The sequence below is a fragment of the Hartmannibacter diazotrophicus genome (assembly GCF_900231165.1).
In the GTDB taxonomy this organism is placed as follows: domain Bacteria; phylum Pseudomonadota; class Alphaproteobacteria; order Rhizobiales; family Pleomorphomonadaceae; genus Hartmannibacter; species Hartmannibacter diazotrophicus.
Genome location: NZ_LT960614.1, coordinates 2,051,776 through 2,067,882, shown reverse-complemented (window position 1 = coordinate 2,067,882; position 16,107 = coordinate 2,051,776). Strand labels below are relative to the sequence as shown.

At 65.3% G+C, this 16,107-nt stretch carries 13 protein-coding genes; 8 read left to right on the top strand and 5 right to left on the bottom strand.

What is annotated here, in order from left to right; genetic code table 11:
• Positions 1-194: 194 nt before the first annotated feature.
• From HDIA_RS09650 to HDIA_RS09625, 6 genes are all read left to right on the top strand, one after another.
• Complete coding sequence (locus HDIA_RS09650; protein ID WP_099555974.1) at positions 195-1,643, top strand: NAD-dependent succinate-semialdehyde dehydrogenase; 1,449 nt, start codon at positions 195-197, stop codon at positions 1,641-1,643.
• 166 nt (positions 1,644-1,809) lie between these two features.
• Positions 1,810-2,139 carry an antifreeze protein gene (locus HDIA_RS09645; RefSeq protein ID WP_099555973.1) on the top strand — a complete coding sequence of 110 codons (330 nt, stop codon included), beginning with the start codon at positions 1,810-1,812 and terminating at the stop codon, positions 2,137-2,139.
• Positions 2,140-2,288: 149 nt separating this feature from the next.
• Positions 2,289-4,034, top strand: a complete 1,746-nt coding sequence (locus HDIA_RS09640) for an alkaline phosphatase (protein ID WP_099555972.1) — start codon at positions 2,289-2,291, stop codon at positions 4,032-4,034.
• A gap of 253 nt (positions 4,035-4,287) precedes the next feature.
• Positions 4,288-4,725: a hypothetical protein gene (locus HDIA_RS09635; protein ID WP_099555971.1), complete on the top strand. Its 438-nt coding sequence runs from the start codon at positions 4,288-4,290 to the stop codon at positions 4,723-4,725.
• Between the two features lie 3 nt (positions 4,726-4,728).
• Positions 4,729-5,415: an ABC transporter ATP-binding protein gene (locus HDIA_RS09630; RefSeq protein WP_099555970.1), complete on the top strand. Its 687-nt coding sequence runs from the start codon at positions 4,729-4,731 to the stop codon at positions 5,413-5,415.
• Positions 5,412-6,620, top strand: a complete 1,209-nt coding sequence (locus HDIA_RS09625) for an ABC transporter permease (protein WP_099555969.1) — start codon at positions 5,412-5,414, stop codon at positions 6,618-6,620. Before HDIA_RS09630 ends, HDIA_RS09625 begins: the two co-directional genes overlap by 4 nt.
• Before the next feature lie 91 nt (positions 6,621-6,711).
• On the opposite strand, the gene HDIA_RS09620 is transcribed toward HDIA_RS09625, so the two are convergent.
• The 5 genes from HDIA_RS09620 to HDIA_RS09600 form a co-directional block, all read right to left on the bottom strand.
• Positions 6,712-7,914 carry an aminotransferase gene (locus HDIA_RS09620; protein ID WP_099555968.1) on the bottom strand — a complete coding sequence of 401 codons (1,203 nt, stop codon included), beginning with the start codon at positions 7,912-7,914 and terminating at the stop codon, positions 6,712-6,714.
• Between the two features lie 55 nt (positions 7,915-7,969).
• The gene (locus tag HDIA_RS09615) at positions 7,970-10,669 is read right to left on the bottom strand and encodes a sensor histidine kinase (protein WP_099555967.1); all 2,700 of its coding nucleotides are present in this window, start codon (positions 10,667-10,669) and stop codon (positions 7,970-7,972) included.
• The gene (locus HDIA_RS09610) at positions 10,669-10,920 is read right to left on the bottom strand and encodes a hypothetical protein (RefSeq protein ID WP_099555966.1); all 252 of its coding nucleotides are present in this window, start codon (positions 10,918-10,920) and stop codon (positions 10,669-10,671) included. The genes HDIA_RS09615 and HDIA_RS09610 overlap by 1 nt, the downstream gene beginning before the upstream one ends.
• On the bottom strand, positions 10,910-11,299 hold the full coding sequence (locus HDIA_RS09605) for a response regulator transcription factor (protein ID WP_099555965.1): 390 nt from the start codon (positions 11,297-11,299) through the stop codon (positions 10,910-10,912). The genes HDIA_RS09610 and HDIA_RS09605 overlap by 11 nt, the downstream gene beginning before the upstream one ends.
• 286 nt (positions 11,300-11,585) lie before the next feature.
• Entirely contained in the window at positions 11,586-13,202 is a 1,617-nt protein-coding gene (locus HDIA_RS09600) for a helix-turn-helix domain-containing protein (RefSeq protein ID WP_099555964.1), read from the bottom strand.
• Between the two features lie 336 nt (positions 13,203-13,538).
• On the opposite strand from HDIA_RS09600, the gene HDIA_RS09595 reads away from it, so the two are divergent.
• Positions 13,539-14,891, top strand: coding sequence for a substrate-binding protein (locus tag HDIA_RS09595; RefSeq protein WP_099555963.1), 1,353 nt, complete (start codon positions 13,539-13,541; stop codon positions 14,889-14,891).
• 184 nt (positions 14,892-15,075) lie between these two features.
• Positions 15,076-16,104, top strand: a complete 1,029-nt coding sequence (locus HDIA_RS09590; protein ID WP_099558808.1) for a branched-chain amino acid ABC transporter permease — start codon at positions 15,076-15,078, stop codon at positions 16,102-16,104.
• Positions 16,105-16,107 lie beyond the last annotated feature (3 nt).

The window sequence follows — 16,107 nt, the reverse complement described above, 5'->3', positions numbered from 1 at the left end:
GTCGGCACGTTAGGCGGGAGTTGCTGTCGAACGACCGTCTTCGCAGCGCAATCGCCATAGACAGAAATGCGTATGACGGCGTTGGCCGGAGCGCTGACGGCTGTACTTCCCGTGCATGGGCACTTGAAGTTCGCGGCGGGCCGTGATCCGTTCCGCCAACCCGCTACAGACGACGCAGCAGAACGAGACGTGTCATGATCAAGCATCTGAAAAAGCCGGACCTCTTTCGCCAGCAGGCCTTCATTGGAGGCGCCTGGGTCGATGCGGACAGCGGCCAGACGGAGAATGTCACCGATCCGGCAACCGACGAGGTCCTCGGCACCATGCCGCGCATGGGCGCGGCCGAAACCGAGCGCGCGATCGATGCGGCCGCCGCGGCCTTTCCCGACTGGGCCGGACGCAGCGCCAAGGAGCGTGCGACGATCCTGAAGCGCTGGGCCGACCTCATGATGGCCCACCAGGACGACCTCGGCCGCATCATGACTGCTGAACAGGGCAAGCCGCTGGCCGAAGCCAAAGGCGAGGTCGCCTATGGCGCAAGCTTCATCGAGTGGTTCGCCGAGGAGGCCCGGCGCGTCTACGGCGACACCATTCCCTCGCCGTGGGGCGACAAGCGGATCGTAACGATCAAGCAGCCGATCGGCGTTGTCGCCGCGATCACGCCGTGGAACTTCCCGAACGCCATGCTGGCGCGCAAGGCCGGTCCGGCGCTTGCGGCGGGCTGCACCATGGTCTGCAAGCCGGCGGCCCAGACACCCTACTCGATGCTGGCGATGGCGGTGCTGGCAGAGGAAGCCGGCCTGCCGCCGGGCGTCCTCAACGTCGTGACCGGAGACGCGGCCACCATCGGCGGCGTGATGACCTCCAGCGAGATCGTCCAGAAGCTGACCTTCACCGGCTCCACCCAGATCGGCCGGCTGCTGATGCGCCAGAGCGCGGACACGATCAAGAAGCTCTCGCTGGAGCTAGGCGGCAACGCACCCTTCATCGTCTTCGACGACGCGGAGATCGACAAGGCGGTGGAAGGCGCGATCATCGCCAAGTTCCGCAACAACGGCCAGACCTGCGTCTGCGCCAACCGCATTTACGTCCAGGCCAAGGTCTACGACGAATTCGCCGAAAAGCTGGTGGCGGCGGTCTCCCAACTGAAGACGGGCAATGGCTTCGACGAAGGCGTGGCGCTCGGTCCGCTGATCGACGAAAAGGCGGTGAAGAAAGTCAACGAGCACCTCGACGACGCCAAGGCCAAGGGCGCCAGGGTTCTGACCGGTGGCGAGTCGCTTGGCGGCAACTTCATGTCCCCGGCTGTCGTCGTCGACGTGACGCCGGAGATGATCGTCTCGCGGGAGGAGACCTTCGGACCGCTCGCCCCTCTGATCAGGTTCGAGACGGAGGCCGACGTCATCCGCCTTGCCAACGACACCGAATTCGGCCTCGCCTCCTATTTCTACTCGCGCGACATCGGCCGCGTCTGGCGGGTGGCCGAGAAGCTGGAATACGGCATCGTCGGCATCAACACCGGGCTGATTTCCACGGCCGAGGCCCCCTTCGGTGGTGTCAAACAGTCGGGCCTTGGCCGCGAAGGCTCGAAATACGGCATCGAGGACTATCTGGAGATCAAATATCTCTGCATGGGACTTTGACGTTCCGGGAGCCGCCGTCCATCAGGTCGATCTGCGGCGGGTCCCGCCATGGCTCCGCCGTTTGGTTGTCAGACTTTGCAACCAAACGGCGTGCGCCGCGTTGAGGGTGGCTGGCCGCTCGCCGACATCCGCCGACCGATGCGCCCGGCGCTGGAGCCACAATCCCATGAAGAACCGTGCATACAAGGTCTTCACTCCGCTTCCTTTCCACACCTACTGGCAGAGCAACCTCGACGTCGCCCGTCTCGCCTTTGAGTCGCAGATGGTCATCGGCCTGCGCCTCGCCAGCTTCGCCGGCATGTGGCAGATGCCTGCGGGCGAGGCGAGGCGCATGATTTCCGAAAAGCCGCCGGCCTTCGCCCAGGCGGCAATGGCGGCCGGAAGCGCCGCGATCACCGGGGCATCGCCCGAGCGGGTCGTCGGCGCCGCGGTCAAATCCCTGCGCACGCACACATCCTCGAACCTTCGCCGGCTCGCTCGACCAAAATCCGGTTAGGCAAGAGCGCCAGTTGGCGGCGCGGCCCTTCGCCGAGGCCGCCCTGACGCTTCCTGACGGCGAATTCCGACAATCGTCATGGAAGCTTCATCGCACTGACATGCAGCAGCCCTAAGCCGCTTTGGCATTCCTGAAACGGGGAGAGACCAATGCGCCTTCTGACTGCCGCCCTCGTGGCGACCACCTGCCTCGCCGGCGCGGCCCACGCCGCGACCGTTTATCCGCTTGATCGCGCCACGATCCTGGCGGACTCGCCCTTTGACTTCAAGGTCGAGTTCGACGCCACCGTCAAGCCGGAAGACGTCACCATCACCATCAACGGCAAGCCTGCCAAGGACGTGATCGGCAAGGACCTGACCTTCAACGCCAAGGACGGCGATGTCGATGCCTCGGCCGTGATCGCCCGCGACGTGGTCGTCAAGGAAGCCGGCAGCTACACGATCGAGGCGAAGGCCGGCGACGACGTCAAGTCCGTCACCTGGGACGTCTACGCCACTCCGGCCGAGCCCAAGGCGAAGAACATCATCTTCATCGTCGGCGACGGCCTTTCGGTCGCCCACCGCACGGCGGCCCGCATCATGTCCAAGGGCATGACCGAGGGTAAGGCCGACGGCCGCCTCAACATGGACGATCTCGACCACATGGCCTTCATCGGCACGTCGTCGACCCATTCGATCGCCACCGACAGCGCCAACACCATGTCGGCCTACATGACCGGCCACAAGTCGCGCGTGAATGCCCTCGGCGTCTACGCCGACCGCACCAAGGACGCCATGGACGATCCGAAGGTCGAGACGATCGCCGAAGCCCTGCGCCGCACGACCAAGAAGTCGATCGGCGTCGTCTCCACCGCCGAGATCGAGGACGCCACCCCGGCGGCCGTCATCGCCCACACCCGCAAGCGCGGCGAGAAGGCCGCGATCGCCGGCATGTTCCTCGACACCAAGCCGGACGTCATCCTCGGCGGCGGCTCGGCCTATTTCCTTGGCAAGGACATTCCCGGCTCCAAGCGCAAGGACGACCACAACTACATCGACGAGTTCCAGAAGGCCGGCTACAAGGTCGTCACCAGCAAGGAAGAACTCGCGTCGGCCGGCGCCGGCAACGAGGACAAGCTGCTCGGCCTCTTCCACACGGGCAACATGGACGTCGCGCTTGACCGCCTGTTCCTCAAGAAGGGCACGGTCGAGAAGTTCCCGAACCAGCCCGGCCTCGTGGACCTGACCAAGACCGCCATCGACCAGCTCTCGAAGAACCCGGAAGGCTTCTTCCTGATGATCGAGGCCGCCTCGGTCGACAAGATGTCCCACCCGATGGACTGGGACCGCGCGGTCGTCGACACCATCGAGATGGACCAGGCGGTCGGCGTTGCGAAAGAGTTCGCCAAGACCCATCCCGACACGCTCATCGTCGTCACCGGCGACCATACTCATGGCGTTTCGATCGTCGGCACCATCGATGACGAAAAGCCCGGCAACGACATGCGCGAGAAGGTTGGCATCTACGACGACGCCGGCTTCCCGAACTACACCGACGCGAATGGCGACGGTTACCCGGACAAGATCGACGTTTCGCGTCGCCTCGCGATGTTCTCCGGCAACTTCCCCGACTACTACGAGACCTTCCGTCCGAAGATGGATGGCCCGTTCGAGCCGGCCGTGAAGGATGCCGACGGCAACTATGTCGCCAACGAAGCCTACAAGGACGTTCCTGGCGCGGTCCTGCGCGTCGGCAACATTCCGCGCAGCGGCGACACGGCGGCCCACACGGTCGACGACGTCGTCCTCCAGGCGACCGGCCCGGGCGCGGACGAGTTCAAGGGCTACATGGAGCAGAGCGACGTCTACCGCGTTCTGGCCGATGCCTTCGCGCTCGCTCCCGACGTGAAGATGTAAGCAAGAAGCGTTCTTGCGTCAGACTGGATCCCGGTGCGAAATCACCGGGATCCTCTTCTTTTTTTGATCCTATGGCCTTGCAGTCTTGTCATGGTCCGCGCAGGCGGACCATCCACGAAAACAATTGCCCATGCCGCTGCGCCTGGTTTCTTGAATTCGAGAGGATTTCGGCATGCTCCGGAAACATTCATCGCAAGCAGCTCTCGTGGATGGTCCGCCTGCGCGGACCATGACCGGAGGAAACAAAAGGCCGATGCCGGACCGCCGCTCGGTGCTGCTTGCGGCAGCGTCCATGCTTCTCCCGCTCCGCCCGGCATTCGCGGCAACCGCCCTCACCTTCGACGACCTCTACAGCTCCTATTCCGTCCTCGGCCTGGAATTCTCCGACAAGGTCAAGGGCAACAACGGCAAGCCGGTCACGATGCAGGGCTTCATGGCGCCGCCGCTCAAGGCCGAGGCGGATTTCTTCGTGCTCTCCGAAATCCCGATGGCGCTCTGCCCGTTCTGCTCGTCCGACGCGGACTGGCCGGACAATATCGTCGTCGTCTATCTCAACCGCGCCCAGACCTTCGAGCAGGCGAACGCGAAGATCGAGGTTTCCGGCAAGCTCGAGGTCGGGTCCTGGACCGATCCGGAGACCGGCTTCCTCAGCCGGCTGCGCATCGTCGAAGCCGAATTCGGAGCCGCCTGATCCATGTTGCCGCTCGCGATCAAGAACCTCAGCGTCACCTATCCCGGCCTCGACGCGCCGGCGCTGCGCATCGACGACCTCTCGGTCGCCCCCGGCAGCCGGCTTGCGATCACCGGTCCCTCGGGCTCCGGCAAGACGACCTTCGTCAACATCATCACCGGTCTTGAAGCGATCCGGATCGGTTCGGTCCTCTGGGGCGATACGGACCTTTCGGGCCTATCCGAGAGCGGGCGCGACCGCTGGCGTGCGCGCAACATCGGCCTCGTGATGCAGGATTTCCATCTGTTCCCGGGCCTTTCGGCTCTCGACAACGTGCTCCTGCCGCAGCGGCTCGCGCATTTCCGCCTCGATCCGGCCCTGCCGCAGCGCGCCGCCGACCTTCTGGCCCGTGTCGGCATCGAGCGACCCCGCCAGTCCATCGAGACGATGTCGCGCGGCCAGATGCAGCGGGTTGCCGTGGCGCGCGCCCTCCTCGCCCGTCCGGGCGTTCTCATCGCCGACGAGCCGACCGCCAGCCTCGACGAGGACAACGGGGCCGCGGTCGCAGACCTGCTGCTTGAACTTGCCCGCGAGGAACAGGCAACGCTCATCGTCGTGAGCCACGACGCCCGTCTCGTGGAGCGGATGGACAGCGTTCTCAGGCTCGTCAGCGGTCATCCTGTCACCGACCGGCGGGAGCTTGCCGCATGATCCGCTTTATCGCCGCCGATTTGAAACGCCTTTGGGCCGGGAGCCTCGTCGTGGTTCTCCTCGTCGCGCTGGCGACCGCGCTCGGCGTTGCCGTCACGTTGCAGGAGCGAGGCCTTCGGCTTGGCAGCGCCCGCGCGGCGGAGCCCTTCGACCTTGTCATCGGTGCGCCCGGCAGCGAGACGCAACTCGTCCTCTCGTCCGTCTTCCTGCAGGCAGCACCCCTGCCGCTCATGCCCGGCGAGACGCTGGACACGCTGAAGGCCGACCCGCGCGTTGCCTGGGCGTCGCCGATCGGCTTCGGCGACAATTACAACGGCTATCCGGTCGTCGGCGTCACCCCGGATTTTCTCGCCAACATGGGCACGATCACCGAAGGCACCGGCTTTTCGAAGGAATTCGATGCCGTTGCGGGGGCCCTCGTGGGGCTCGAACCCGGTGCGGAATTCCATCCGATGCACGGCGCGGACGCGCATGGCGAGGCTCATGCCACGATCGACTATCATGTCGTCGGCCGCCTTTCTCCGCTCGGCTCTCCTTGGGACCGCGCCATTCTCGTTCCCATCGAGGCTGTCTGGGCCGTCCACGGCCTGCACCATGATGATGATGCCAACGCCGATCAAGCGGCGGAGGCTGGCAGCCAGCCCGAGGCGGAACATGATGAGCATGGCGAGCCCGGCGTGCCGGCAATCGTCGTGAAGCCGAAGACCATCGCCGACGCCTACAAGCTCCGGCAAGACTATCGTGGCAACGGCACCGTCGCCGTCTTTCCGGCCGAGGTGCTGACGCGCCTCTACGCAACGCTCGGCGACGCCCGCATGATCCTGTCTCTCGTCGCGGGCGGCGCGCAGCTTCTCGTGGCGGCCGCCATCCTGCTCGTCAGCGTCGTGCATGTCGCGCAGCGCCGGCGTCAGATCGGTGCCCTCAGGGCCTTCGGCGCACCGCGCGCATCCGTCTTCGGCATCGTCTGGATCGAGATCTTCCTGCTTGTCGGTCTTGGCGTCCTCGCCGGTCTCGGGATCGGCTATGCGGCCGCCCGGATGATCGCCAACGCTTTTTCATCAAAAAGCGGCATCATCCTGCCGATCGAGATCACGGTGGCCGACCTCAACGCGGTCGGCCTGCTGCTGGTTGTCTGCGGTGCGATGGCGCTCGTTCCGGCGCTGCTCGCCTATCGCCAGCCGCCGGTCGCCGCTCTGAGGGCCTGAATGCCTCTATGCCGAAGCTCGGCGTCGTTTGGCCGATGCCTTATCGCATGTCGTTCCCGCAAAACCGGTTCCCACTTTTGCGCGACATGCTTCAGAGCCTGAGCGCCGCCAGCCGCTGCGGAACGCCCTGCAACTGCGCATCGTCGACATTGGCGAAGGCAAAGCGCAGGTGATCCTCCTGCCCGGGACCGAACCAGCTTCCGGGCAGGCACAGGAGGCCCGTCTGCGTTGCCAGCGCGGCCGCGACCTGCTCGGCCGGCAGATCGAAGGGATGGCGGACGAAGGCGAAATAGGCGCCGATGGACGACACCGTCCAGTCGTTGACGCCGGCCATAATGTCGCTGAAAACCTGCGCCCGTGCGGCGATCCTGTCACGGTTTTCCGCCCGCGTGGTCTTCAGGTCCGCCATGCAGCCCGCGACCGCGAACTGCGCCGCCCTTGGCGGGCAAATCTGGATGCAGTCGAGCACCTTGGCGACCTGCTGGACGAATTGACGGTCCGCGACGAGCGCCCCCAGCCGGTGACCGGGAATGCCGAAAGCCTTGGAGAAGCTGTAGAGCTGGATCACATTCCGGCGCCAGTCGGCCGTCTCGAACAGGCGATGCGGTGCGCCATGCCCTGAGGGCAGGAAGTCGCGATAGGTCTCGTCGATGACGAGCGCAATCCCGGTTTCGGTGCAGAGCGTCCGGAAGGCTTCGATCGTCTCGGCCGGATAGATTGCGCCGGTCGGATTGTTCGGCGTCACCAGAACGATGGCGCGGGTGCGCTCACTGACCAGTTCCCTCGCGGCCTCAACTTCCGGCACAAAGCCGTTCCCGGCGTGGCAGGGCAACGGCACCGCGACGATGCCGAGCATGTCGAGCGTCATCTTGTGGTTGAAGTACCAGGGAGCCGGCAGGATCACTTCGTCGCCGGCCCCGGCAAGCGCGATGATCGAAGCGAAGAAGGCCTGATTGCAGCCCGCCGTGATCGCCGCATCCGTCACGTCCGGCCGGGACGATGGATCGGCCCGGTAGATGTCCGAAACCTCGCCGACGAGAGCCCTGCGCAAGTCCTCGTTGCCGGTGATCGGGCCGTAGGTCGCCGTGACCGGCCTTGCCGCCTCCCTTTCGAGCCGATCGAGCAGCAGCTTGGGCGGCGGGTCGGAGGGAACGGCCTGCGACAGGTTGATGATCGGCCCAAGACCGCCGTCATAGGCGGCAAGCCAGGCTTGCGAGGCGGGAATCGGAGGCGCGTCGGTGGCAAGCACCCTGGGGTTCACGATCCCGGTTCCATCCTCGCTGCGCAAATCCATTGTCCGACCACCGTTCCGACGACTATCCGAACGAGCGATAGCAGGACGGCCCCTGTCAGGCGAGTCGCAACGTGAGGCGGAAGGTGGCGCCCGGCGGAGGACGGTCGACGAGTTCGAGGGTGCCGTTCATGCGCGAGACCAGCTCGACGGAAATGGCAAGGCCAAGGCCCGAGCCCGACTCGTCGCGCCCGGACCCGCGCCGGCCACGCACGAATTTCTCGAAGATGCGGGCCCGGTCCTGCGGCGCGATGCCCGGACCATTGTCCGCCACGTCGACCTGATAGACGCCGTCGCGCAGGCGCGACGTCACCCGGACGAAGGGCTTTTCGGCATCGTTGTATTTGATCGCATTGCTGATGAGGTTGATGAAGACCTGCGCCAGCCGGTCGGGCTCGGCCATGACGAAGACGCCGGACTGTCGGTCGCCTCTTTCCAGCGCCATGCCATGCCGGCGTGCCATGGCGGAACAGACGTCGAAGGCGCGGTCGAGCGTTGCCTCGACGTCCGTCCGCTCCAATTCGAAAGTCCGCTCGCCCCGCTCCATCGCGCCAAGGTCGAGAATTTCATCGAGCAGCTTCGTGAGCCGCAGGCTTTCCTGATGGATCGTGCCGAGAAAGCGCGAGCGCTCGTCCTCCGCGATGTCCTGATGGGAGAGCAGGATCTCGGAGAAGGAGCGGATCGAGGTCATCGGCGTGCGGACCTCGTGGCTGACCTGGCTGAGGAACTCGTCCTTCTGGCTGTCGAGTTCGCGCAGGCGCGAGTTGGCGAGCGCCAGTTCGTCGGCGGTGCGGCGCAATTCGTCCGAGGTGCGTTCCAGTTCCTGGGAATACTCGATCACCTGCCGCGTCTCGCCGGCGATCTTCATGACCTCTTCCAGCGACACCTCGCTGCCCGAGACCACCTTCGACAGCATGACGTGGGCGGAGGTCGCGCCAATCGAGCCGGAGAGTTCGCGCTCCAGCCGGCCGATAAACTCCGGCGTCGGCTCGGCGATCCGCTTCTGGATACCGAGCTGGCGGTCGGTCTCGTGAAAGAGCGCGTAAGCCCGCGTCGGGCCCAACACCCGCTGGGCGACGAAGAAGAGATCGTTGACCGTCGCCGACCCCCGGAGCAGATGCGCGTCGTCTCCGGCAGACCGACGAAAAACGTCAACGAACAGCGCCGCCTGAATTCGCTCCATGGGGCTTTGCTGGCTCAAAATCGAGCCGACGATCAGGACGAGGGTATTGAGAAAAAGACTCCAGAACACCGAATGGACGAGCGGATCGAGGCCATCGAGCCCGAAGAGCGCCTGCGGGCGGAGCAATTCGAGGCCCCACGGCCCAAAGGCGACGAGGCGGGCGACGTCGGCGCTGGCGGTCGAAAAGCTCGGCAGGAAGAGCGTCCAGCCCCAGACGACCGCGCCGGTCAGCGTGGCGGCGAAGGCTCCCTTGACGGTGGCATCGCGCCAGTAAAGCGCGGCGAGCATCGAAGGGAGGATCTGCGCGACGCCGGCAAAGGCAATGAGGCCGATGGCGGCGAGCGCATCGGATTTTCCCGTGTGCCAGAAATAGAGAAAGCCAAGGAAGAGGATGACCGCGATGGAGATGCGGCGGCTTGAGAGCAGGAAACGGGTGACGTCCCTGCCCTCGCCGAGCCCCATCCGGTCGGACCGCATCAGTGCGATGGGCATCACGAGGTGGTTGGAGACCATGATCGAGAGCGCGATGGTCGCGACGATGATCATCGACGTCGCGCTGGAAAAACCGCCGATGAAGGCAAAGAGCGCCAGCAGCTTCTGCCCTTCCGCAAGCGGCAGCGTCAGCACGAACATGTCCGGATTGGAGCCTTCCGGCAACACGGTCAGCCCGTGGAGGGCAATCGGCAGCGTGAAGATGCTGATCAGGAAAAGATAGGTCGGGAAGGCCCAGCCGGCGGTCCGCAGATGACCTTCGTTGGAATTCTCCACAACCGTGATCTGGAACTGGCGCGGCAGGCAGAGAACGGCGGCGGCCGACAGCACGAGGATCGAGACCCAGCGCGAGCCGAAATTGCTGCTGTCGGGAATGGCGACCCCGTGCGCCTCGGCTGCGGCGATAATGGAGCCGAAGCCGCCGCCAACGCCGAAGACGACGAAGATGCCGACCGCGAGAAGGGCAAGCATCTTGACGACGGCCTCGAAGGCGATGGCGGCGACGACGCCATGGTGCTGCTCGTTGGCGTCGATGTTGCGCGTGCCGAAGAGGATCGTGAAGACGGCCATGCCGATGGCGACAACGAGCGCCAGCGTCCCGTCGTCGGCCCGCAGCGGGCCGAGGCCGCTGCCCGTGGACGTGATCACCTGGATGGACGACGTGATCGCCTGAAGCTGCAGCGCGATATAGGGCGTCGTGCCGATGACGGCGATGAGCGTGACGAGGGCGGCAAGCGGTCCCGACTTGCCGAAGCGCGAGGACAGGAGGTCGGCGATCGACGTGATGCGGCGGCTGCGGCCGACCCGCACGAGCTTTCTCAGGATGAACCACCAGCCGATGAAGACGAGCGTCGGGCCGAGATAGATCGCCAGGAATTCCAGCCCGCCGCGCGCGGCCGACCCGACGGCGCCGTAGAAGGTCCAACTCGTGCAGTAGACCGAGATCGACAGAGTATAGACGAGCGGCGACGAGAGGAAACCGGTCCCGCCCGCGCGCGAATAGCGATCGGAGAAAAAGGCAAGCAGGAAGAGCAGGCCGACATAACCAACCGACGTCAGCAGCACCAGGTTGAAGGGCAGCATCAGCCGCCTCCCGCCCCTCTGCCGGTCCTGTCCGGCGGCCGGTCCTCACCATCCTTCGGCAGCAGGCGCGAGAACAGGTATGCCAATACGATCAGGACAAGCCAGACGCCGAACAGGTAGACGACCACTCTCGGCAAGCCGAAGAGACGCGCCTTGGCATCGAAGATGTCAATCAGCGGGCGCGTCAGGAGCAACGCGCCAAAGGCCGGCAGCAGCAGGGCGAGACCGGCAAGCCGGCGCTCAGGAGACACGGCCCACCTCGGCGCTTGCCAGGATGCGCCTCACCGCCTCGACGACGTCGGCGTTGGCGTAGGGTTTGGTCACGAAGGCGTTGGCGCCCAGTTCCTCGGCGGTGCGCCGGTCCTGCGCCTGGCCCTTGGCCGTCAGCATCAGAACGGGCAAGGCACGGGTTTGCCTGTCTGCGCGGATCGCCTTCAGCACCTCAAAGCCGCTTCGGCGCGGCAGCATGACATCGAGCACGACGAGACGCGGATCCTGCTGGCGAATTGCCTGCAGCGCGGCATCGCCGTCACCGACCGTGTGAATCGAATACCCCGCCCGGCGCAGAATGAAGTCGAGCGACTCCATGATGGCCGGTTCATCCTCGGCGATCAGAACATCCACCGCCACGTTGCCCTCCCCTGACCTGTCTTTTGTCCTTCGGGCCGGCGCCGGCGCGCTCTGTTCCCGAAAGATGTCTTCGCTCCAGCCTTCACCCAAAGATCAGGCTGAACCGGAGTTCAGGTCTCCGCGCCTACTATAGACAGCAAAGCCGGATTTCTCACAAGTTCGCAGAGATCCAGTCATTGGTCGCAGTTCGTCAACGCGGCATGCTCTCCCACCGGGTTCTTCCGTAGAGACCGCTCTCCGTGGACCGTCCGGACCAGCATGGCGGCGGCAGCGGCCGGCGTCGTCCTTAAGTCCCGACGAAGGGCTCGTGCAACGCCCCCTCGCCGCGACCTCCAGCCAGCGGCTCCTCCTGCCGGTGCTCGCAGTCGCGGCGGATGCAGAGCCGGCAGGATGGGCCGACCGCGACGTCGGCGCTGAGATCGTCGAGATCGAGGCCCGCCGCGTAGATGGTGCGATCCGCGTGGAGGATGTCGCAGGCCAGCATGACGGAGAGATGGAACGGCTGCTCGCGATAGGTCGCAAGGCGCTTGGAGACCGTCTTGGCGATGAAGAGGTAGCGGGAACCATCTGCAAAGCGGACGATCTGGCGCACGGGCTCGCCGGGCTTGCGGAAGGCGCCATAGATCGCCCAGAGCGGACAGGCATGACCGGAGTTTGGCAGTAGCAGCCCCGGCAACGGAAAATGCTTGGTCAGCCGCCCGGCCGGATCGGAGCGCAGAAAGCCGAAGGGAATGCCCTCTTCGCCCTTGCGGCGCAGGGTCACCAGCCGATGCGCGACCTGCTCGAAGCTTGCCGAATAGGCCTGCGCCAGAAAGTCGATGTCGTAGCGGTTTTCCTCCGCGTCCGTCAGGAAGCGCCCGTAGGGCAACAGGAAGGCGCCGGCGAGATAGGAGGCCATGGCCCGCCGTGCGAGACGCCGGGCGTCGGGGCTCGTCAGGCGCACATCGTCACCGACCCTGGCGATCGCATCGGACGCGGCCAGTTCGCAATAGAGGCGCGTCATCTGGAACTGGCGTGTTGCCACCGTCGCGGAGCCGCGAAACCAGAGCAGTTTTTCCGCCGAGTCGTAGTGATACTGGCCGGTTCCCTGCCGGTCCTTGCGGCTACCGCCACCGGGAGGCGGCCCGCCGCGGCTGACGGTGATGCCGAACTGCTGCTCAAGGGCGCCTTCAAGCCCCGCCTCGCCAATCGGCCCGAAGCGCGCCACCTGTCGCCGGAGATCGTCCGCGACCGCCTCGAGCGTGGGAAAGTGATTGCGTTCCTCGACGATCAGTTCGTCGAGTTCGCGGGCCGGCGACAGGGACCGGTGACGGCCGCGATCCCGGTCGAATTCGCCGATCAGGGTCCGCGCGACGTCCGACATGGCCCTCGCCTCGCGGGCGATGTTGCCGAGAAAGCGGCTGCGCTCCTCGGGGCTGAGATCGGGAACGTCGGACAGAATCTCCGTACCGGATCGCACGGCGGTGATCTGGCTCAGAATCTGGTGCAGGAGTTCGGCAAAAAGCGGGTCGGCGCGCAGCCGGTTGGCAAAGGCATCGGCGCTGGCCGAGGCCTCCTGATAAGCCCGGTGCAGACGGGCGAGCGCTTTGGCGGCATCGGGAAAACTCGCCGCCAGTTCCTGCGTGCGATCCGAATCGAGATCGAGGTCGCCGATCAGCGGATCGGCGGCCGCCTCGGCCAGATCCTGCAGCAGACGCTGGTCGCGCGCGCCGGTGAGTTCGTCGATCGCAAGGTCGAGACGGCTCGCAAGCCGGATCAGAAGGGCGCCACCGACATCGCGCCGCCCCGCCTCGATCAGGTTGAGATAGCTCGGCGAGATACCCGCCTCGCGTGCCAGGGCCGCTTGGGAAAGCCCCATTGATTTCCGTCGGCTACGCAGCCGAATGCCCACCGGCGCCCGCATGATCCCCACTCCCCTGCGGCGCGCGAGAGCGCCTGGGCACGTCGCGGCCTTGTCAAGACATTGACAAATCTAAAACGATATTAGTCTATAGATTTACAAATTTCTACAGAAATTACAATGCTCTATTGCGATCATTTTCAGTATGGCGAATAATGCTGGGGTGGAGCTGCCGGGTGGAATTCGGCCTTTGCCGCTCCGCCCGTGGGCGCTCGCGTTGCCGCCGCATTTCAATATGTGCCGCATCCGGGCCCTTTCTGGAGACCCTGCCTTAAGGTCAACGACTGGCGAAATGCACCCGCGTCTCAAGACGGGGCGATCGCCGCGGAGGAAACAAGGATGAATGATAGCAAGAATGGCTTCAGCCGCCGCAAGCTGCTGACCACCACCGGCGCCGGGCTCGTCGGTTTCGGCGCCGCGCCGCTGATGTTCACCAAGGGCGCCTGGGCTGCCGAATTCTGCAACGATCCCAAGGGTGACACCGTCACCTTCGGCTTCAACGTACCGCAGACGGGCGCCTACGCGGCCGAGGGCGCCGACGAACTGCGTGCCTACCAGCTCGCGGTCAAGCACCTCAATGGCGAGGGCGACGGCGGCATGCTCAGCACCTTCAAGGGCAGCGCGCTGAAGGGCAACGGCATTCTGGGCAAGAAGGTCGCCTATGTGACCGGCGACACGCAGACCAAGTCCGACGCGGCCCGCGACAGCGCCAAGCGCATGGTCGAGCGCGACGGCGCCATCATGATCACCGGCGGCTCGTCCTCGGGCGTGGCTGTTGCCGTGCAAGGCCTTTGCCAGGAGATGGGCATCATCTTCATGGCCGGCCTCACCCACTCCAACGACACCACCGGCAAGGACAAGAAGCGCTACGGCTTCCGCCATTTCTTCAATGCCTACATGTCCGGCCAGGCGCTGGCGCCCGTACTGTCCAAGGCTTATGGCAACGACCGGCGCGCCTATCACCTGACCGCCGACTACACCTGGGGCTGGACGCAGGAAGAATCGATCAAGAACGCCACCGAGAAGCTCGGCTGGCAGACTGTCGCGGCCGTCCGCACGCCGCTCGGCGCCGGCGACTTCTCGCAGTATCTGACGCCAGTGCTGAACTCGGGCGCGGACGTCCTGATCCTCAACCACTACGGCGCCGACATGGTCAACTCGCTGACCCAGGCGGTGCAGTTCGGTCTCCTCGACAAGCAGGTCAACGGCAAGCAGTTCCAGGTCGTCGTGCCGCTGTTCTCGCGCCTGATGGCACAGGGCGCGGGCGATGCCATCAAGGGCATCCTCGGCACCACCAACTGGCACTGGTCGCTGCAGGACGACGGCTCCAAGGCCTTCGTGAAGTCCTTCGGCTCCGAATACGGCTTCCCGCCGTCCCAGGCGGCCCAGACCTGCTACGTCCAGGCGCTGCTCTATGCCAACGCCTGCGAGATGGCCGGCACCTTCTTCCCGCCGGAAGTGATCAAGGCGCTGGAAGGCTTCCAGTTCGACGGCCTCGGCAACGGACCGACCGAATACCGCGCCGCCGACCACCAGTGCTTCAAGGACGTGCTGGTCGTGCAGGGCAAGAAGGAGCCGACGTCCAAGTTCGACCTTCTGGAAGTCGTGGAAGTCGTGCCGCGCGCCCAGGTCGAATACGACCCGTCGATCTTCGGCGGCGATCTCGGCCCGGCTGACGCCAAGCCCTGCTGATTGCGATGACAAACGGTCCGGCGCGCCAGTCCCGCGCCGGACACGCCATTGCGGCTTAAAAAGCGCCCGCGCCTCACCAAAACGGTGCGCCCGGAGCGCCAAGCAACAAGAACCTGTCCGAGATCGGACGCGGTGTCCCGCCAGGCACCTTTTCGCGCCCTTTCCACCAAGGATTCGACGCATGCTGGACCAGATCTTCCTGCAACTCCTGAACGGGCTCGACAAGGGCGGGGCCTATGCGCTGATCGCCCTTGGCCTGACGCTCGTCTTCGGCACGCTCGGCGTCGTGAACTTCGCTCACGGCGCGCTCTTCATGCTCGGCGCGTTCTGCGCGGTGACGCTGCAGAAGCTGCTGACGCTGGAGAAAATCACGCTCAGCGCCACGGAAACGACCCCATGGGGCACGCCGCTCGAAGTTCGCGAGCCCTATATCCACGCCATTTTCGGCGATTTCGGCAACGTGCTGATCGACTATTCGGTGCCGGTCGCGATCCTGCTGGCGATCCCGGTGATGCTGATCGTGGGCGTGGCGATGGAGCGCGGACTGATCAAGCACTTCTACAAGCGCCCGCATGCGGAACAAATTCTGGTCACCTTCGGCCTTGCCATCGTTCTGCAGGAAGTCATCAAGGCCATCTTCGGCGCCAATCCGCTGCCGCAGCCGATGCCGGATGCCTGGCGCGGAGCGGCCGATGTCGGTGCCTTTTTCGGCATGACGCCCGGCGTCGTCATCTATCCCTGGTGGCGGCTGCTCTATCTCCTCTTCTCGCTCGGCGTGATCGGCCTCGTCTTCGCCTTCCTGCAGTTCACCACCTTCGGCATGGTCGTGCGTGCCGGCATGGCGGACCGCGAGACGGTGGGCCTGCTCGGCATCAACATCGGCCGCCGGTTCACGGCCATGTTCGGCCTCGCCGCCGTCGTCGCCGGTGTCGCGGGCGTGATGTACACGCCGCTTCTGCCGCCGAGCTTCAACCTCGGAATGGAATTCCTGGTGCTCTCCTTCGTCGTGGTCGTCGTCGGCGGCATGGGCTCCCTGCCCGGCGCCGTGCTGGCGGGTTTCCTGCTCGGCATCCTGCAGAGCTTCGCCTCCATGAACGAGGTGAAGACGCTCCTGCCGGGCATCGACCATATCGTGATCTATCTGGTGGCCGTCATCGTGCTGCTGGTGCGCCCCCGCGGCCTGCTTGGCCGGCGCGGCGTGATGGAGGGCTGAGGC